Here is an 18047-nt window from a genome sequence, read left to right as displayed (position 1 = left end):
GCTACCGCTATGACCTCGACCAACGACATCCGCCGCGGCTTCCTCGACTATTTCGCATCGCAGGGGCACACGATCGTGCCGTCCGCGCCGCTCGTGCCGCAGAACGACCCGACGCTGATGTTCGTCAATGCGGGGATGGTGCCGTTCAAGAACGTCTTCACCGGGCTGGAATCGCGCCCCTATGTCACCGCGACGAGCAGCCAGAAGTCGGTTCGTGCCGGCGGCAAGCATAACGACCTCGACAATGTCGGCTATACCGCGCGCCATCATACGTTTTTCGAAATGCTCGGCAATTTCTCGTTTGGCGATTATTTCAAGGAACAGGCGATCCATCATGCCTGGACGCTGCTGACCGGGGTGTGGGGCATTCCGGCCGAGAAGCTGACTGCGACCGTCTATCACACCGACGACGAGGCGCACGCGCTCTGGACGAAATACCTGCCCGACGAGCGGATCATCCGCATCGCGACCAAGGACAATTTCTGGGCGATGGGCGACAGCGGGCCGTGCGGCCCTTGCTCGGAGATCTTCTACGATCATGGCGCGCATATCCCCGGTGGCCCTCCCGGCAGCCCCGACGAGGATGGCGACCGCTTCGTCGAGATCTGGAACCTCGTGTTCATGCAATATGAGCAGGACGCCAACGAGATCGTCGGCGAGCTGCCCAAGAAGTCGATCGACACCGGCATGGGGCTGGAGCGGATCGCGGCGGTGCTGCAGGGCGTCACCGACAATTACGACACCGATACGTTCAAGGCGCTGATCGCCGCCTCGACCTCGCTGACGGGTACCGATGCGGAGGGGCCGCGCAAGGCGTCGCATCGCGTCATCGCCGATCATCTGCGCTCGTCGGGTTTCCTCGTCGCGGACGGCGTGCTGCCGGCGAACGAGGGACGCGGCTATGTGCTGCGCCGGATCATGCGGCGCGCGATGCGGCACGCGCATCTGCTCGGCGCGAAGGAGCCGTTGATGCACCGGCTGGTCCCGGCGCTGGTCGCCGAGATGGGCGCCGCCTATCCCGAGCTCGTCCGCGCGCAGCCGCTGATCGAAGCGACGCTGCGGCAGGAAGAGACGCAGTTCCGCAAGACGCTGGACAAGGGCCTGAAGCTGCTCGACGAGGCGACCGCGGGGATGCAGACCGGCGATACGCTCGCCGGCGAAACCGCGTTCCGGCTCTACGATACGTTCGGCTTCCCCTATGACCTGACCGAGGACGCGCTGCGCGAGCGCGGCCTATCCGTGGATCGCGCCGGTTTCGATGTGGCGATGGCCGAGCAGAAGCGCGCCGCCCGTGCCGCCTGGAAGGGCTCGGGCGCGAAGGCGTCGGACGATCTGTGGTTCGACATCGCCGAGGACACCGGCTCGACCGAATTCATCGGTTATAGCGCCGATGTCGGCGAGGGCGAGGTGGTGGCGCTGGTCAAGGACGGCGTGCGCGTCGAACGGGCGGGTGCCGGCGACAGCGTCGCGATCATCGTCAACCAGACGCCCTTCTACGGCGAAAGCGGCGGACAGGTCGGCGATGCCGGCACCATTTCGACCGAGGCGGGCCTGCGTGCGGTGGTCGGCGAGACGTCGAAGCAACTCGGCCGCATCTTCGTCCATCACGCCAGCATCACGGCGGGCGAGCTCAAGGTCGGCGACGCCGTGCGGCTGCAGATCGACGTGGCGCGCCGCGCGCAGATCCGCGCCAACCATTCGGCGACGCATCTGCTGCACGAGGCGTTGCGCCAGCGGCTCGGCACGCATGTCGCGCAGAAGGGCTCGCTCGTCGCGCCCGAGCGCCTGCGCTTCGACGTGTCGCATCCGGTCGCGATGACGCCGGCGGAACTTGCCGATGCGGAAGCGGCGGTGAACGCGCAGATCCGCGGCAACGGCAGCGTCACCACGCGGCTGATGACCCCTGACGAGGCGATCGCCGAGGGGGCGATGGCGCTGTTCGGCGAGAAATACGGCGACGAGGTGCGCGTCGTGTCGATGGGCAGCGAGGACGCTGTTGGTGGTGAGGGGGGCAAGACCTATTCGGTCGAGCTGTGCGGCGGCACCCATGTCAACGCGCTCGGCGATATCGGCCTGTTCAAGGTGGTGGGCGAGGGCGCGGTGTCGTCCGGCGTCCGCCGCGTCGAGGCGCTGACCGGCGAGGCGGCGCGCGCCTATCTGACCGCGCGCGACGAACGCCTGCGCGAGGCGGCGACCGCGCTGAAGACCACGCCCGACGAGGTGCCGGCACGCGTCGTCGCGCTGCTCGACGAGCGGCGCCGGCTGGAGCGCGAACTCGCCGAGGCGAAGAAGGCGCTGGCGATGGGCGGCGGCAGTGGCGGCGCGGCGGCAGGGCCGGAGGATATCGGCGGCGTCGCGTTCATCGGGCAGGTGCTCGACGGCTTCGAGGCCAAGGGCCTGCGCGGCGCGGTCGACGACGCCAGACAGCGGCTGGACGGATCGGGCATCGCGGTGATGGTCGCGGTCAACGACGGGCGCGCCTCGATCGCGGTCGGGGTGAGCGACGACCTGACCGGGCGTTTCAACGCGGTCGATCTGCTCCGCAAGGCGGTGGCGGTGCTCGGCGGGCAGGGCGGCGGTGGCCGGCCCGACATGGCGCAGGGTGGCGGACCGGACGGGTCGAAGGCGGCCGATGCGGTCGACGCGATCCGCGCGGCGCTGGCGGAGCAACCGCTGGCGGCGTGAGGCCGGCGCGCGGTTCGCGCCGGACGGGTGTCGATCCCGTGTTCAGGGCGGGACGATCGCGATCGATACGAAAACGGGGAGGGCGCTGACCCTCCCCGTATCGGTTAGTCGCAACGAATTGCTTACTTCGGTGCGGCGCTGCTCGTGGTGGCGTTCGCGCTCGCCCCGGCGGTGGCGGCGGCCAGCTGGTCGGCGGTAATGCCGACGATCACCTTGCCGCTGGCATCGGCCGAGAAGCCCGCGATCGGCAGCTTGACGTCGCCCTTGGTCGTGGTGAGCGTCACGAACTGCGCGTCCGCCGCCTTGATCGTGCCGAGCGGCGCGCCCTGCAGGCCGGATACCGCCGTGCCGGGGACGAGCTTCGCCTTCACCGCGGCCTGCGCCTGTGCCTGCGAACTGGCGACCGCCGCATCGAGATCGGCCTTGGTCATCGCCATGGCGAAGCCCTTTTCGGTCTTGCCGATCGAGGCGGGGGGAACCGGGACCTGCGCGGTGCCGGTGTTGAGGATCACGGCCTGGGGCGTGATGCTGGCGACGGTGCCGAGCGACACGCCGGCGCTGTCATAGATCGTCGCGCCGACCGTCGGGGCGGTGGCGGCAGAGGCGGCGGGCGCTGCGGCGCCCGGGGCCGGCGTGGCTTGCTGTGCCAGAGCCGCGGCGGGCACCATCATCAGGCTGCCGATCGTCAGGGCCAGGGTACGCATGGGGATTCTCCATCTTCTGTCGTTGTGACAGGGAAACGATGGTATGTCCGATGCGGTTCCGCCCGCCCTGATCGGCGAGCGGAGTTCCTAACGGGATCAGCCGGTTACGGGCAAACGGACCGTCCCGTCCGCGTCTCGTCTCAACGGCGAGTAGGCGATCACCGTTTCGAGCAGCAGCGGCTCGTAGAGATGTGGGAACAGCTGGCCGCCGCGCGATTCCTCCCATTTCAGCGATCCGCCAAAGCTGCCCAGATCGACCGCGGCGACGTGCAGATCGCTCTGGCCGGCGAAATGCTTGTCGACCGTCTCGGTCAGCTGCGCCGCGGTCGACATGTGGATGTAGCCGTCCGCCAGATCGACCGGCGCGCCCGCGAAGCTGCCTTCACGTTCCAGCGTCGCCATCTGCTCGGCGGTCAGCACCTTGTAGGCGGTGGTGGGGAGGTCGCTCACGCCTCGTCCTCCCCGTCGTCCGTCTCGTCGACCGCTTCGTCCATCGTCTGCGGTCCGGTGCCGTCGTCGACGATCAGCGCATCCCCGGTCGGCGCGGCAGGGGTGTCGCCCAGTTCTCCGGCCAGTTCCTCGGCGACGATCGCCTCGGCCTCGTTCTCCGGGTCTTCCTCCTCGTCGATCCGGGCGGCGGAGACGACATGCTCGTCCTTCGCCACGCTGAACAGCGTTACGCCCTGCGTGTTGCGGCCGGTGACGCGGACGTCGCCGACCGACATGCGGATCAGCTTGGCCTGATCGGTGACCAGCATCAGCTGCTCGCCCGAATGCGCGGGGAAGCTCGCGACGACCGGGCCGTTGCGCCCGGCCGAGACGATGTTGGTGATGCCCTGGCCGCCGCGGTTGGTGCGGCGATATTCATAGGCCGACGTCCGCTTGCCGAAGCCGTTCTGGGTGACGGTGAGGATGAATTCCTCCGCCGCCTCGAACTCCGCCATGCGTTCGGCTGGCAGCGCGGCTTCGCGCTCGCCCTCCTTCCACGCCGCGGCCTTCAGATATTGCTCGCGCTCCTCGGTGGTCGCCGCGAAGCCGCGCAGGATCGACAGGCTGATGACCTCGTCGTCGCCGATCAGGCTGACGCCGCGCACGCCGGTCGAGGTGCGGCTCTGGAATTCGCGCACGTCGGTCGCGGCGAAGCGGATCGCCTTGCCGTTGCGGGTCGCCAGCAGCACGTCGTCGGTTTCGGTCAGCACCGCGACGCCGATCAGCTTGTCGTCGCTGCCCTCGTCGAAGCGCATCGCCAGCTTGCCGTTGGTCGGGATGTTGGCGAAGGCGTCCATCGCGTTGCGCCGCACCGTACCGTTGGCGGTCGCGAACATGACGTGCAGGTCGCCCCAGCGCGTCTCGTCCTCGGGCAGGGGCAGGACGGTGGAGATCGTCTCGCCCTCGGCCAGCGGCAGCAGGTTTATCATCGGCCGGCCGCGCGTCGCCGGTCCGCCCTCGGGCAGGCGCCAGACCTTCTTGCGATAGACCTTGCCGTGGTTGCTGAAGAACAGCACCGGCGTGTGCGTCGAGGTCACGAAGAGCGAGGTGATCGCATCCTCTTCCTTCGTCGCCATGCCGGCGCGTCCCTTGCCGCCGCGCTTCTGCGCGCGGAAGGCGTCGAGCGGGGTGCGCTTGATATAGCCCTGCACGGTGACGGTGACGACCATCTCCTCGCGCTCGATCAGATCTTCGTCGTCGATGCCGTCGGCCGCCGCGGCGATCTCCGTGCGGCGCGGCGTCGCGAAGATCGAGCGGACGTCGACCAGTTCCTCGCGCATCACCTCATAGAGGCGGACGCGATTGCCGAGGATCTCGAGCAGCGCGGCGATCGAATCGGCCAGCCCCTTGAGTTCCTCACCGATCTCGTCGCGCCCCAGCGCGGTGAGGCGATGCAGGCGCAGGTCGAGGATCGCGCGGACCTGCGTGTCCGACAGCGTGTAGCCGTCGCCCGCCTGCGTGCCCTCGACCGCCTCGACCAGGCTGAGATAGGGCGCGATCTCCGCGATCGGCCATTCGCGCGCCAGCAGCGCGGCGCGGGCTTCGGCCGGGCTGCCCGAGCCGCGGATGATCCGCACCACCTCGTCGAGATTGGTGACCGCGATCACCAGGCCGAGCAAGATGTGCGCGCGGTCGCGCGCCTTGTTCAGCTCGAACTTCGACCGGCGGGTGATGACCTGTTCGCGGAACTGGACGAACGCCTGGATGATGTCCTTGAGGTTCAGCGTTTCCGGCCGGCCACCACGGATCGCGAGCATGTTGGCGGGGAACGAGCCCTGCGCCGGCGTGTGCCGCCACAATTGGTTGAGCACCACCTCGGGCGTCGCGTCGCGCTTCAGGTCGATGACGATGCGGACGCCCTCGCGGTTCGATTCGTCGCGAATGTCGCTGACGCCCTCGATCCGTTTGTCCTTCGCGGCCTCGGCGATCTTTTCGACCAGCGCGTTCTTGCCCTGCTGGAAGGGGATGGCGGTGAGTACGATCGAGCGCCGGTCGCCACGGCTTTCCTCGACGATGTGGCGCGAGCGCACGATGATCGAGCCGCGGCCGGTATGGTAGGCCGAGCGCGCGCCCGCCTTGCCGAGGATGATCGCGCCGGTCGGGAAGTCCGGCCCGGGCACGATATCGATCAGCTCGTCGATCGTGATCGCGCCATTGTCGATATAGGCCAGGCAGGCGTCGATGACCTCGCCGAGATTGTGCGGCGGGATATTGGTCGCCATGCCGACGGCGATACCGCCCGCGCCGTTGACGAGCAGGTTGGGGAAGCGGGCCGGCAACACCTGCGGCTCGCGCTCGCTGGCGTCGTAGTTCGGCTGGAAATCGACGGTATCCTTGTCGAGATCGTCCATCAGGTAACTGGCGGACCGCGCCAGACGCGCCTCGGTATAGCGCATCGCGGCGGGCGGATCGGGGTCCATCGAGCCGAAGTTGCCCTGACCGTCGATCAGCGGCAGCCGCATCGCCCAGTCCTGCGTCATCCGCGCCAAAGCGTCGTAGATCGACTGGTCGCCGTGCGGGTGATATTTACCGATCACGTCACCGACGATGCGCGCGGACTTGCGGTACGGCCGGTTGAACAGGAAGCCGTTTTCCTGCGCCGAGAACAGGATGCGGCGGTGCACCGGCTTCAGGCCGTCGCGCACGTCGGGCAGCGCGCGCGCGACGATGACGCTCATCGCATAGTCGAGATAGCTCGTCTTCATCTCATCGACGATGGAGATCGTCGAAATACCATCGTGATGGGAGGGGGGTTCGGCGAGTGTGGTCTCGTCGGCCAAGGCAATACGCTTTCGGATTGTTACAGATGTGTGCCGATCCTGTAAGCCGCCGGGACGCGAAAGTCACGCGCACGTACGCACCTGCGCGTACGTGCGCGTGGGGGCTCACAAAGCGCGGGAAGGGCTCACTTCTTGCAGGCGGCCTTGCTGGCGTTGCCCGCCTTGCCGCAATCGTAGGTCACGGTTTTTCCGGTGCTGGTCTTGACCGTCACCATCCGGCCCTTGGCCGCGGTGGTCGCTTTCGTCGTCGTCCGGGTCGCGACCATCGGCTTGCCGATCACGGGCCTGGTGGTCGTGGTGGTGCGGCTGGTCGCGGTCGTCTTCACTGCCGCGTTCTGGCCGCCGGTGGCGAATGCGGCGGAGCCGCAGCAGAGCGAGGCGGCGGCGAGCAGGGCGAAGGGCAGGGACTTGGTCATGGCATCATCTCCACCGGCGGACGCAGCGGATGCCGCGTCGTCGTGAGGACGGGATGCGCCGACGCAACTGACGGGGAAGTGGCCGGATTATGACGTTTTCGTCATGTCTCGCGCGATCGTCAGGGCGCGACTTCCTTGCCCTCGAAATCGAACAACCGGCCGCTGTCCGTGACCTTCAGCCCGTCGATCACGTCGAGCAGCTGTGACGCCGCGCGATCGGGCGCGAACAGGGTGCCGGGGCGGACATTGCCCTGGAACGGCCGCGACAGCGCGGTGTCGACGGTGCCCGGGTGCAGCCCGACGACGATCGCGCGATCGTTGCGCCGTTTCTCCTCGATGCTGAGCGTCCGTACCAGCTGGTTGAGCGCCGCCTTGGCCATGCGATAGCCGTACCAGCCGCCCAGCCGGTTGTCGGAGATGCTGCCGATCCGCGCCGACAGCACGGCGAACACCGTGCGGCCCTGCCGGGGCATCAGCGGCAGCAGGTGCCTGGCGACCAGCGCCGGGCCGATCGCATTGACCGCCAGCGTCTTCGCCAGCCATGCAGCGTCCAGTTCGCGATAGCTCTTTTCGGGCGCTCGGTCGCCGTCGTGGAGCAGGCCGGTGGCGACGATCACCAGCGACGGCGCGGGACCCGCGGCGATTCGGGCGGCCGCGGCGGCGACGCTCGCCTCGTCCTCGATGTCGATCCGCGCCTCGCCCGACCGCGACAGCGCATGGACGACATCATAGGCGCCTTCGTCCGCAATCGCCTCGTACAGCGCCGCACCGATCCCGCCGGATGCGCCGACGATCACCGCGCTGGCGCCGCCGCCGCTCATCGCGCGAACCGCCATTGGTCGGCGGTGCTGGCGTCCGCGTCATAGGCATAGCCTGCGCTGTCGAAGCCCTTCATCGCGTCGATATCGGTGATGCGATGCTCGATCATCCAGCGTGCCATCAGCCCGCGCGCCTTCTTGGCATGGAAGCTGACGAAGCGATCGCCGTCACGGAAGTCGACCGCGACGACGCGGACGCCGGCGGGCAGCCGGCCGTCGACCGCCGCCCAATATTCCTGACTGGCGAGGTTCAGCACCATGCCCGATCCCTCCGCCGCGACGTCCTCGGCCAGCGCCCCGGCGATCCGGTCGCCCCACCAGTCGGTCAGCTTCTTGACCCGCGGGCCCCAGCGCGTCCCCATCTCCAGCCGATAGGGGCGCATCAGGTCGAGCGGCCGCAGCAGGCCATAGAGGCCCGACAGCATGCGCAGATGATCCTGCGCGAACGGCAGCGCCTCCGGCTCCAGCGTGCCGGCGTCGAGTCCGGTATAGACGTCGCCGGCGAAAGCGAACAGCGCCGGCCGTTCGGGCGCCTCGGCGAAATCGCGGAACCGGTCGGCGTTCAGCTTCGCCAGCGCGGGCGAAATGTGCATCAGCTCGGACAGCTTCTTCTGCGTCAGATGCGATGCCGCCGCCGCGAGCCTGTCCGCCTCGCCCGCAAAGCGCGGCGTCGTCGGCGTCAGGTCGGGCAGGGGCGTCTCGTAATCGAGCGTCTTGGCGGGGGAGATAATCGCGATCATCGCCACTGCCGGTAGCGGTCATGGCGGGCGCGTTCAATCGTCGTTCAGCGGCCTCCGGCCATGGAAAAACGCTCTATCGCTTTGCTTGAACGGCCCGCGACGGACCGTTAGAGGCCGGTGAACGTTACGGCAGCGATGCCCCACTTGTTGGAGAGAGAGTTAGCATGAAGACCCTTTCGAAGCTCGCGCTTGCCGCGGTGCTGGCCACCGGCGTGAGTGGCCTTGCGATCGTCGCGCCCGCGGCGGCCAAGGACAAGAAGGAAGAGCAGGCGGCACCGGGCTTCAAGCTCAGCAAGCCGGTGCAGGCGATCGCCTTCCAGGCGCAGGAGGCGATCAAGGCGCGCACCCCCGCCACCGCCGAGCCGCTCGTCGCGCAGATCGAGGCCGCGGCGACGACCGACGACGACAAGTATATCGCCGCCGCGCTCCGCTACGACCTCGAGAACACGAAGCTGGCGATCGCCCAGGCCGCCAATCCCAAGGCGCCGCTGGACGAAACCGTCCTCGCCAAGCCGCTCGATGCGCTGCTGACCGCCAAGTCGACGCCGGCCGCCGATCGTGGCCGCTACCTGTTCCGCCGCGGCCAGCTCGCCTACAACAGCGGCCAGTATCCGGTTGCGACGCAATATTTCACGCAGGCGAAGCAGGCCGGCTATTCCAGCCCGGATTTCGACCTGCAGCTCGCCAAGGTGAAGGTGCAGGCGGGTGATACCGCGGGCGGCCTCGCCGACCTCGACCGGTTCATCACCGCGCAGAAGGCCGCGGGCCAGCCGGTGCCGGAAGCCTATTACCGCTTCGGCATCGCCACCGCGAACGGCAAGAAGATGGCGCCGGAAACGCTCGCCTGGATGCAGAAATATGTGGCGGCCTATCCGAACGCCAAGGTGTGGCGCGACGTCATCCTGCAATATGCCTTTGCGCAGAACAGCCTCGCCGCGCCCGACAAGGCGCAGAACGTCGACCTGTACCGCCTGATGCGCGCCGCGGGTGCGATGCCGGACCAGGCGATGTACGAGGATTACGCGAAGAGCGTCTACGATCGCGGCAACCCGTATGAGGCGGCCGCGGTGCTGAAGGAAGGCATGGCGGCGGGCCGGATTCCGGCGTCGAGCACCTTCTCCAAGGGGCTGCTGACCGCCGCGAACACCGCGATCAAGGCGGAAGGTTCGCTCGCCACCAGCGAGAAGCAGGCGCTGGCGGCGAAGGACGGCAAGATCGCCGCATCGACGGGTGACGCTTACCTCGGTCAGAACAACTACGCCAAGGCGGCCGAACTTTACCGTGCGGCACTCGGGAAGGGTGGCGTGGACGCGAACGAGGTGAACACCCGCCTCGGCATCGCGCTGGCGCGGTCGGGCGACAAGGCCGGTGCGCAGGCGGCGTTCGGTGCGGTCACCGGCAATCCGCGGGCGGGCATCGCAGCGCTGTGGACGACCTGGACGCAGGTCGGTTCGTCACCGGCTGCGGCGGCTGCACCGGCAGCGTAACCGCGTACGGCCTCGGATAAGGGGGGGGGCGGTCCGGAGACGGGCCGCCCTTTCTCGTCGGCGGTCAGTCGATGATGACGGGGATGCCCGACGTCGACTTGGCGGTGCGGATGGTCAGCGAGGTCTTCACGCTGGCGACATTGGGTGCCGGCGTCAGATGGGTCGTCAGGATTTCCTGAAAGCTCTTGAGATCGCTGGCGACGATCTTCAGGATGAAGTCGATTTCGCCGTTGAGCATGTGGCATTCGCGGATCTCGGGGATTTCCGCGACATGGGCCTCGAACGCGGCGAGGTCGTGCTCGGCCTGGCTGCGCAGCGACACCATCGCGAAGACCGTGATCGGAAAACCGAGGCTGGCGGGATCGAGATCGGCGTGATAGCCGCGGATCACCCCCGCCTCCTCGAGCGCGCGAACGCGACGCAGGCAGGGCGGGGCGGTCAGCCCGACGCGTTCGGCCAGCTCGACATTGGTCATCCGCCCGTCCTGCTGCAGGTGGGCGAGGATCTGACGATCGATCCGATCGAAGGACATTGCGTAAGAAACTCCGGAAACAGGCCGATCGACGGCGGCGCAATCCCTTAATCATAAGAAAATTGCGGCGCAACGCAATTGTCCCACTATGCGACGTGGCGACCGGGGCGCACAAATGAGCGGTTTCCACCGTGAGTCCCCGTCGATAAGGACGGGCGACGCTTATCGTCCGGTAAGCGGCCCTGCGGGAGTTGACGTGCGTTTCGACGACAGCCTGAAAACCGTGCTTTCGGCCGACATGGAAAGTGGCTTCGGCGCGCAATCCGCGTGGCGGCAGTTGATCGACCTGATGGGCCGCGGACGCATCCCGGCCGACGAACCCTCGCTCGCCCGCCTGCGCCTGTTGCGTCAGGCCGTGCCCGTCGCGGTGCGGTCGGCGAGTGCACGCGCGCTGGCCTTCGCGACCCCGCCCGCGCCGCTGATCGCCTTCTTCGCCGAGGACGTCATCGCCGTCGCCGCACCCGTGCTGCGCACCGCGCGGATGGACGACGACGCCTGGCTGGCGCTGTTGCCGCGTCTCGACCCGCATGGCCGCGCACTGCTGCGCCACCGCCGCGACCTGCCCGCGACGGTGACGCGCGGGCTGGAGAGCTTCGGGCCGAGCGATTTTATCCTGCCCTACGACCCGCCGGTCGCCGCCAATGACGAAGCGGCGCCGGTTCCCGAAGCGGCGCCGGCGCCCGAAGCGATGCCAGCGCCCGTCGCCGAACCATCGCCGCCACCCGCGCTCGCCGCCATTCCCGCTGCCGCGCCGCCGGAGCCGCGCCCGGTCGCCGACGGCGGCTTCCAGATCGCCGATCTCGTCGCGCGGATCGACGCCTTCCAGCGCCAGCGGGTTCCCGACGCCCCGGCCGATTTGCCCGGGCCGGAGGCCGCAGCGACCAGCTTCCGGTTCGATACCGATGCCCATGGCGTGATCTGCGCCGTCGATGGCGTGTCGCGCGGCACGCTGATCGGCGCATCGCTCGCTTATGGCGCGCCGCAGGGCGACGTGCGGATCGACGCGGTCATCAACGGTGCGCTGCGCCAGCGCCAGCGGTTCGCGGGCGCCCGCCTCGATATCGGCGGGCGATCCGACGCGGCGGGTGCGTGGCGGGTCACCGGCACGCCGCAATTCGATGCCGCCACCGGCCGCTTCACCGGCTATGCGGCGATCGCGCGCCGTCCGCGTCGCGACGAGGACGTCGCTCCCGCGCCCCGCAAGGCGGCGTCGGATTCCTTGCGTCAACTCGTCCACGAGCTGCGCACGCCGACCAACGCCATCGCCGGCTTCGCCGAGCTGATCGAGGCGCAGCTGCTCGGGCCAGTCGCGCCCGTCTATCGCCAGCATGCCCTGACGATCCGCGACCAGGCCGCTAGCCTGCTCGGCGCGATCGAGGACCTCGACACCGCGGCGCGGATCGAGGGCAAGGCGCTAGACCTGCGTGCCGGCCCGGTCGCGATCGAGCCGATGCTGGCGCGGATCGCGCAGGATCTGGAACCGCTCGCGACGCTGCGCGGCACCGCGCTCGATATCCATCCGATGGGGGATCACGCCGCGCTGGCCGACGATCGCGCGGTCGAACGGCTGCTGTCGCGCCTGCTCGCCGCACTCACCGCGGCGGCGGTCGCGGACGAACGGATCGATATCGCCGAGGCGCCGGCGCCGGCCGGTCAGGTCGCGCTCTGCTTCGCGCGCCCGCAATCGCTCGGCACGGGCGGCGAGGACGTGCTGCTCAGCATCGACGGCGACACGCCCGACCATGCCGAGGCGGGGGGCGGCGCGCCTCTGCTCGGCACCGGCTTCGCGCTGCGCTTGGCGCGCAACCTCGCGCGCGAACTCGGCGGCGAGCTGATCTTCGGCGAGCATCTCTTGACACTGCGGCTGCCCGCCGCCCTAGATGACGCGGTGGGGCAGGCGACCAACTGATCGTGGCGGACGGCGCCGTAACGCCATATCGGGCGCCGCGGCCGGCATCGGGCGTTCTGATCCGCTGGCCAGCGACATTCGGCAACCGCTTCATCGTCTTCGTCGACGTCGAGGAGGAGTTCGACTGGTCGGCGCCGCTCGATCCGCGCAACCGGTCGGTCACCGCGATGCGCGCGCTGCCCGCCGCCCATGCGCGTTTCGCCGAACGCGGCATCGGCCTTGCCTGCATGGTCGACCACCCGGTCGCGAGCGATGCCGCCGCGGTCGACATCCTGCAGGCGATCGCCGCGGACGGCCGGTCGTCGATCGGCGCGCAGCTGCACCCCTGGGTGACCCCGCCCTATGCGCCGCCGCAGCCGGGGGACAGCTATGCCGGCAATTTGCCGCCCGCGCTGGAGGCCGCGAAGCTCGACGCGCTGACCGACCTGTTGCGCGACACCTTCGGCGCGCCTCCGCTCGCCTATCGGGCCGGCCGCTACGGGATCGGGCCGGCGACTGCGGCCCTGCTCGCGGCCCGTGGCTATCGCGTCGATGCGTCGGTCAGGGCGCGGTACGACTATCGCGTGGACGGCGGCCCGGACTTCACCGCGATCAGCGGCGCGGCCTATCGGATGGGGTCGCTGATCGAGGTGCCGCTGACGACGATCTTTACGGGCCGCCTCCGCCGGACCGGCGCAATGCTTCACCCGCTGCTCGGTCGCCTGTCGCATGGGCGTGGCCTGTTCGCACGATCGGGTCTGTTGCAACGGATCGCGCTGACGCCGGAGGACATGCCGATCGACGATGCGCTCGAAGCGGTGCGGATCGCGATCGGCGAGGGCGAACAGCGACTGCTCAGCTTCTCCTTCCACTCGCCCTCGCTCGAACCCGGGCACACGCCCTATGTCCGCAATGCGTCGGACCTTGCGAATTTCTGGAGATGGTGGGATCGTATGCTCGCCTGTCTGGACCGGCTGGACGTCACCCCGGTCGGGATCGATGCGCTGCTCGCGGCGGCCGGTGCGCCGCGGCCTGCGATGTGACCGGTCGCTACGCGACCCGTCAGACAATTGACACCCCTGGACTCATGATCCGCGCCAATAGAGTCCTAACAACAACTTAACAGGACGAGATCCGGACGGCGAATCCTTTGCGGTTCGTCTTTGGCCAATGGCCCCGAACCCTCGCACGACGCAGCGACTTGAAACTGTAACGTATCGTTGTCCTCCGTCGTCGTCGATTTCGCTTGTGTTTTTGTTCGATTGTGTCCATGAATGACACTCACTTTATGAGGGGGGACCATCATGGTTGCCAAGTATCTGATGGCTGTTGCTGCAGCCGCTCTCGCCGTGGCGCCCGCCGCGGCTGCTCCTGCGAACCCCGCAGCGAGCCTGTCGGTGGCCAAGTCGGTTCGTACCGGTTCGGTGTCGAAGAAGAGCAACGAGCTCGCCGGCGGCGGTCTCATCATCGCGCTGGTCGCGGCGGCTGCGGTCGTTGCTGGCATCGTGATCGTTGCCGACGACAGCGACAGCAACTGAGTATTGCCGGCGCCCGGCGGAGTTCCCAAGACGCTCGCCGGACACCGGAATATGTAAAGACAAGGGGAGCTTCGGCTCCCCTTGTTGATTCAGGATCGGCTACACGACAGCGATCCTGCGGCGCAATACGGGGAACGGCCCTCGCCGACATGAAAGGCTGCTGGCAACGCCGGTACGCGCCAGACGGCGGACACCATGGCGTGTGGCTATTGCACCGCCGCCGCCGTCGTCACCACCTTGCCGCGATGCATGACGAAGCGGACCCGCTCCAGCTGTGTCACATCCTGTAGCGGCGACCCCGTCACCGCGATGATGTCCGCCGTCTTACCCGGTGCGAGCATGCCGATGTCGTCGCGCCCGAGCAGATCGGCCGCCGCCACCGTCGCGGCGGCAATCGCCTGCGCCGGCGTCAGTCCGTTCTTCACGAGCAGCGCGAATTCGGTCGCATTGTCGCCGTGCTTCGACACACCCGTATCGGTGCCGAAGGCGACCTTCACCCCCGCGGCATAGGCGCGCGCGTGGCTGGCCGCCATCGCTGCCGCCGCCGCTTCCGCCTTGGCGATCGTTGCGGGCGGCAGCGCCCCGCCGCGCGCTTGCGCGAGGGCGGCGACCGGCGCGATTTCGGTCGGCACCAGATAGGCGCCCCTGGCCTTGAACAGGCGGATCGTTGCGTCGTCGAGGAAGGTGCCGTGTTCAATCGAGTCGACCCCGGCTTCCAGCGCAGCCCTGGTTCCCTCCGCCGCATGGCTGTGTGCCGCGACCTTGCGGCCGAGCGTATGCGCGGTTTCGACGATCGCGCGCATCTCCTCCGGCGTCATCGCCCGGCCAAGACCGCCGCTGACGTTGGACAGCACCCCGCCGGTCGCCGCGAATTTGATGACGCGCGCGCCGAGCGCCACCTGCGCCCGGACCGCACGGCGGCAATCGTCGGGGCCGTCGCAGATATTGACCTGTCGCGCATGGGCGAGGCCCGCGAACTCCTCCGCCAGTCCGTTGCCGCCATCGCCATGACCGCCGGTCACCGACAGCATCTCGCCGGCATTGGTAATCGTCGGCCCCTCGACGGTCCCCGCCTCGATCGCGTCGCGGAGCGCGCGGATGCCGCGCGGATCGCCACCGAGGTCGCGGACCGAGGTGAAGCCCGCCGCCAGGGTCGTGCGGGCGTTCGCGACGGCGGTCATCTCGTCGTCGAACCGGTCGCGCGTCATCGCCTCCAGCCGCGCGCGCATCGGATCGCCGCCGATGCCCCACAGATGCACGTGCATGTCGACCATGCCCGGCAGCACGAACGCATCGCGCAGATCGACCAGCGTGGCGCCAGCCTCGGGCGCGACGAAGCCGTCGCGGATCTCGGCGACCTTGCCGTCACGGACGATGACGGTGCTGGCCCCGCGCGGCGCCTGACCCGGCCGGTCCAGCAACGTCCCCGCCTGAATGTACGTGGTGCCGGTCACCCGATCCTGCGGCGCGGCCGGCATGGGCGCGGACACGGCCGTCGTTGCCGCCAGTGTCGCCAGAAATGTCGTGAACATGGTATCTCCCCTATTGAGGGAGATGCTCGCCGATCCGCCCGCCGCTGGCAAGCGACGGCGCGGCGCAATGCGCTACGATCTGTTCGATACTGTGGTCGGGGAGACAGGATTCGAACCTGCGACCCCCTGGTCCCAAACCAGGTGCGCTACCAGCCTGCGCCACTCCCCGACGAGTCCGCGGTGGTCGGTGCGGATACGCGAAGCGCGCATCGGCGAAGAACCGCGGACGGGAGGGCAGTAGATCGCGATGGGCGGTCTGGCAAGCCGTGCAATGCACCGATCCGGTGTGGCGGTGCCGCTTTCCGTGCGTGGGGCGGGCAAGGACTGGTGGGCCCGGCAGGACTCGAACCCGCAACCTAGCCGTTATGAGCGGCCAGCTCTAACCATTGAGCTACAGGCCCCACCGTGCCGCGTTCGCTAGCGCACCCGTCGCCAAAGAAAAAGCCACCGGTTGGGCGCCGGAACGTAAAAAGGGGCGCCTCCCGCGTGGGAAGCGCCCCTTTCCGGAACGTGCGACAGCATGATCGGCGCGCCGGGCGAGGCCCGGCGCAGCGCGATTACAGGTTGTCGGCCTTTTCCTCAGCCGCGTCACGGACGTTGTCCGCAGCCGCGTTGATGTTGTCGGCCTTGTTCTCGAGCACGGCTTCGGCCGTCGCGTTCGAGGTGTTGTCGGCCAGCGCGTCGATGTTATCGGCCTGCGCTTCGAGGTTGTCCGCCAGCAGGTCCGCGTTGTTCTCGACGGCAGCGGCTTCAGGCGACTTCGAGCAGGCAGCGACGGACATCAGGCCGGCGGCAGCGAGAACGAAAGCGATCTTCTTCATTCGAATGCTCCCAAGCAAAGCAAAAATCGCGGCCGGCCCGATCGCCGTCGCGAGACAGCCCAAATACCGCACGACTCCCCCCGGTCAATCACCAAATTCATCCGGGGGTCATCTGCGGCCATCCTTGAGGCCCTCAACGACGCGGTGTGACGGAGCCGATATCCTCCGGCGCATTGGCAACGACCGCGAGCATCGTCGTCCATGCCGCGACGTTCTGGCGCAATTGTTCGGGGTCGATCCGGTCGAGCGTGTCGTCCGGCGTGTGGTGCGTATCGAAATAGCGGGTACCGTCCTGGTTGAGGTCGATCGCCGCCACGCCCAACGCCAGCGTCGGGCCGACGTCGGTGCCGTCGCCGCCGATGCCCGCGCCGCGCGCGATACCGAGCGGGGCGAGGGCGCTCTGCAACCGGTCCGCGATCGCCCTGGCGCCGTCGGGCAGGTTGACCTCGAACCGCCAGATGCGATCGGCGCCGAAATCGCTCTCGCCGGCGGTGGCATGGCGTTCGCCGCCATGGACGCGGGCATAATCCTTGCCGCCATAGCCGCCCGGTTCCTCTGCGCCGAACCAGACGACGCGGATCGTCCGCCGCGGCTTGGGTCCGTCGAGGATGCGCTTCGCCGCAGCGGCGGTGATCGCCACGCCGGATGCATCGTCGATCGCGCCGGTGCCGAGATCCCAGCTGTCGAGATGCCCGCCGACCAGCACGATCCCCGCCTTGGGGTCGCTGCCGGGCACTTCGGCGATGACGTTGCCCGACGTGCCGGTGCCGGCGAAACGCGGGGTCAGCACCAGCTTCAGCGTGATCGGCTTGCCGCGCCCGGCCATGCGTTCGAGCAGTTCCGCGTCGGGAACGGACAGCGCCGCGGCGGGGATCGGTGCGACGCCCGCGGGAAAGTTGGTGCCGCCGGTGTGCGGGTTGCGGTGGTGGTCGGTGCCAATTGACTTGATGACCACCGCGGCCGCGCCCAGCTTCGCCGCCAGCGCCGGGCCGACGAAGCGGGCGGGGCCGTAGGCACCATAGCTCGACCCGTCCTGCGTGGGCTGCATCGCATGGCCGATATAGACGATTTTGCCGCGTACGCTCTCGGCCGGCGCGTTGGCGAGATCGCCATAGGTCTTGAACACCGCCACCGGCGCAGTCAGGCCGGTGGCCGGCGTCGCGCCCGAATTGCCCAGCGCGACCAGCTTCAGCTTCTGAGGGAAGGGCGCGACGACCTCCGCGGTCTCCTCGCCGCGCAGCCACACCGGCATCTGATAGGTTTCGACATGGACGTTCCTGAACCCCAGCGCCTTCAGTTTGCCGACGCTCCATGTCCGCGCCCGCGCCTCCGCCTCGGTGGCCGCCAGGCGCTGTCCGATCTCCGTCGTCAGCCCCTCGACGATGTCATAGGCGACGTCGTCCTTCAGCGCGGCGTCGCGCAGCGCCGCGACCTTCGGGTCGACCGGAGCGGGGGCGGGCGGGGCGGTGCGCTGCGCCGACAGCGCGGTCGAGGAGGCGAGGGCGAGGAGCGCGAGCGCGAGGCGGGTCATTCGGTCAATCCCCTTGGACATGTTCTGATCGCGACGGTGTGAGCGATGGCGGCGTCCGGCACAAGCGCCGGGCATTTGCACCCGGC

Annotated in this window: 15 protein-coding genes and 2 tRNA genes; 5 read left to right on the top strand and 12 right to left on the bottom strand. The window is 68.7% G+C overall.

Going from position 1 to position 18047, the window contains the following annotated elements:
- Positions 1-9 precede the first annotated feature (9 nt).
- Entirely contained in the window at positions 10-2685 is a 2676-nt protein-coding gene (gene alaS, locus B2515_RS03915; RefSeq protein WP_293873927.1) for an alanine--tRNA ligase, read from the top strand.
- A gap of 122 nt (positions 2686-2807) precedes the next feature.
- On the opposite strand, the gene B2515_RS03910 is transcribed toward alaS, so the two are convergent.
- The 6 genes from B2515_RS03910 to yaaA all read right to left on the bottom strand — a co-directional run bounded on the left by B2515_RS03910 (position 2808) and on the right by yaaA (position 8632).
- Positions 2808-3389, bottom strand: coding sequence for a hypothetical protein (locus B2515_RS03910; protein ID WP_293873925.1), 582 nt, complete (start codon positions 3387-3389; stop codon positions 2808-2810).
- A 96-nt stretch (positions 3390-3485) separates the two neighbouring features.
- On the bottom strand, positions 3486-3839 hold the full coding sequence (locus tag B2515_RS03905; protein WP_293873923.1) for a DUF952 domain-containing protein: 354 nt from the start codon (positions 3837-3839) through the stop codon (positions 3486-3488).
- Positions 3836-6658 carry a DNA gyrase subunit A gene (gyrA, locus tag B2515_RS03900; RefSeq protein ID WP_293873921.1) on the bottom strand — a complete coding sequence of 941 codons (2823 nt, stop codon included), beginning with the start codon at positions 6656-6658 and terminating at the stop codon, positions 3836-3838. The genes B2515_RS03905 and gyrA overlap by 4 nt, the downstream gene beginning before the upstream one ends.
- Positions 6659-6783: 125 nt before the next feature.
- Positions 6784-7074, bottom strand: coding sequence for a hypothetical protein (locus B2515_RS03895; protein WP_293873919.1), 291 nt, complete (start codon positions 7072-7074; stop codon positions 6784-6786).
- A 119-nt stretch (positions 7075-7193) separates the two neighbouring features.
- On the bottom strand, positions 7194-7895 hold the full coding sequence (locus B2515_RS03890) for an SDR family NAD(P)-dependent oxidoreductase (RefSeq protein ID WP_293873974.1): 702 nt from the start codon (positions 7893-7895) through the stop codon (positions 7194-7196).
- Positions 7892-8632, bottom strand: coding sequence for a peroxide stress protein YaaA (gene yaaA, locus B2515_RS03885; protein ID WP_293873916.1), 741 nt, complete (start codon positions 8630-8632; stop codon positions 7892-7894). Before yaaA ends, B2515_RS03890 begins: the two co-directional genes overlap by 4 nt.
- Before the next feature lie 164 nt (positions 8633-8796).
- Between yaaA and B2515_RS03880 the strand changes: the two genes are divergently transcribed.
- Positions 8797-10119, top strand: a complete 1323-nt coding sequence (locus B2515_RS03880; protein WP_293873913.1) for a hypothetical protein — start codon at positions 8797-8799, stop codon at positions 10117-10119.
- A 64-nt stretch (positions 10120-10183) separates the two neighbouring features.
- Here the strand turns inward: B2515_RS03880 and B2515_RS03875 are convergent, their stop codons facing one another.
- The gene (locus tag B2515_RS03875) at positions 10184-10651 is read right to left on the bottom strand and encodes an Lrp/AsnC family transcriptional regulator (protein ID WP_293873910.1); all 468 of its coding nucleotides are present in this window, start codon (positions 10649-10651) and stop codon (positions 10184-10186) included.
- A gap of 196 nt (positions 10652-10847) precedes the next feature.
- On the opposite strand from B2515_RS03875, the gene B2515_RS03870 reads away from it, so the two are divergent.
- The 3 genes from B2515_RS03870 to B2515_RS03860 all read left to right on the top strand — a co-directional run bounded on the left by B2515_RS03870 (position 10848) and on the right by B2515_RS03860 (position 14077).
- Positions 10848-12560, top strand: a complete 1713-nt coding sequence (locus tag B2515_RS03870; RefSeq protein WP_349676228.1) for a histidine kinase dimerization/phospho-acceptor domain-containing protein — start codon at positions 10848-10850, stop codon at positions 12558-12560.
- A 2-nt stretch (positions 12561-12562) separates the two neighbouring features.
- Complete coding sequence (locus B2515_RS03865; protein ID WP_293873907.1) at positions 12563-13582, top strand: polysaccharide deacetylase family protein; 1020 nt, start codon at positions 12563-12565, stop codon at positions 13580-13582.
- Positions 13583-13843: 261 nt separating this feature from the next.
- A complete protein-coding gene (locus B2515_RS03860; protein WP_293873905.1) occupies positions 13844-14077 on the top strand; it encodes a hypothetical protein in 234 nt (77 codons plus the stop codon).
- 206 nt (positions 14078-14283) lie between these two features.
- Here B2515_RS03860 and B2515_RS03855 read toward each other — a convergent pair whose 3' ends face one another.
- The 5 genes from B2515_RS03855 to B2515_RS03835 form a co-directional block, all read right to left on the bottom strand.
- Positions 14284-15609, bottom strand: a complete 1326-nt coding sequence (locus B2515_RS03855) for a metal-dependent hydrolase family protein (RefSeq protein ID WP_293873903.1) — start codon at positions 15607-15609, stop codon at positions 14284-14286.
- A 92-nt stretch (positions 15610-15701) separates the two neighbouring features.
- A tRNA-Pro gene (locus tag B2515_RS03850) sits at positions 15702-15778 on the bottom strand.
- A gap of 156 nt (positions 15779-15934) precedes the next feature.
- Positions 15935-16010: transfer RNA gene (locus B2515_RS03845), tRNA-Ile, on the bottom strand.
- Positions 16011-16166: 156 nt separating this feature from the next.
- Positions 16167-16430 (bottom strand): hypothetical protein, encoded by a 264-nt coding sequence (locus B2515_RS03840; RefSeq protein WP_293873901.1) that lies wholly within the window; start codon positions 16428-16430, stop codon positions 16167-16169.
- Positions 16431-16563: 133 nt separating this feature from the next.
- A complete protein-coding gene (locus B2515_RS03835; RefSeq protein ID WP_293873898.1) occupies positions 16564-17961 on the bottom strand; it encodes a M20/M25/M40 family metallo-hydrolase in 1398 nt (465 codons plus the stop codon).
- Between the last annotated feature and the right edge of the window lie 86 nt (positions 17962-18047).

The sequence above is a fragment of the Sphingomonas sp. UBA978 genome, assembly GCF_002292295.1.
In the GTDB taxonomy this organism is placed as follows: Bacteria; Pseudomonadota; Alphaproteobacteria; order Sphingomonadales; family Sphingomonadaceae; genus Sphingomonas.
The sequence above is the reverse complement of the archived record's forward strand: the minus strand, read 5'-3'. Positions and strand labels throughout refer to the sequence as shown.

Bases quoted from the DNA above. Each gene is read 5' to 3' on its own strand.
- alaS (WP_293873927.1), top strand. From the start codon at position 10: ATGACCTCGACCAACGACATCCGCCGCGGCTTCCTCGACTATTTCGCA.
- B2515_RS03910 (WP_293873925.1), bottom strand. From the start codon at position 3,389: ATGCGTACCCTGGCCCTGACGATCGGCAGCCTGATGATGGTGCCCGCC.
- B2515_RS03895 (WP_293873919.1), bottom strand. From the start codon at position 7,074: ATGACCAAGTCCCTGCCCTTCGCCCTGCTCGCCGCCGCCTCGCTCTGC.
- B2515_RS03890 (WP_293873974.1), bottom strand. From the start codon at position 7,895: ATGAGCGGCGGCGGCGCCAGCGCGGTGATCGTCGGCGCATCCGGCGGG.
- yaaA (WP_293873916.1), bottom strand. From the start codon at position 8,632: ATGATCGCGATTATCTCCCCCGCCAAGACGCTCGATTACGAGACGCCC.
- B2515_RS03880 (WP_293873913.1), top strand. From the start codon at position 8,797: ATGAAGACCCTTTCGAAGCTCGCGCTTGCCGCGGTGCTGGCCACCGGC.
- B2515_RS03875 (WP_293873910.1), bottom strand. From the start codon at position 10,651: ATGTCCTTCGATCGGATCGATCGTCAGATCCTCGCCCACCTGCAGCAG.
- B2515_RS03860 (WP_293873905.1), top strand. From the start codon at position 13,844: ATGGTTGCCAAGTATCTGATGGCTGTTGCTGCAGCCGCTCTCGCCGTG.
- B2515_RS03855 (WP_293873903.1), bottom strand. From the start codon at position 15,609: ATGTTCACGACATTTCTGGCGACACTGGCGGCAACGACGGCCGTGTCC.
- B2515_RS03840 (WP_293873901.1), bottom strand. From the start codon at position 16,430: ATGAAGAAGATCGCTTTCGTTCTCGCTGCCGCCGGCCTGATGTCCGTC.
- B2515_RS03835 (WP_293873898.1), bottom strand. From the start codon at position 17,961: ATGACCCGCCTCGCGCTCGCGCTCCTCGCCCTCGCCTCCTCGACCGCG.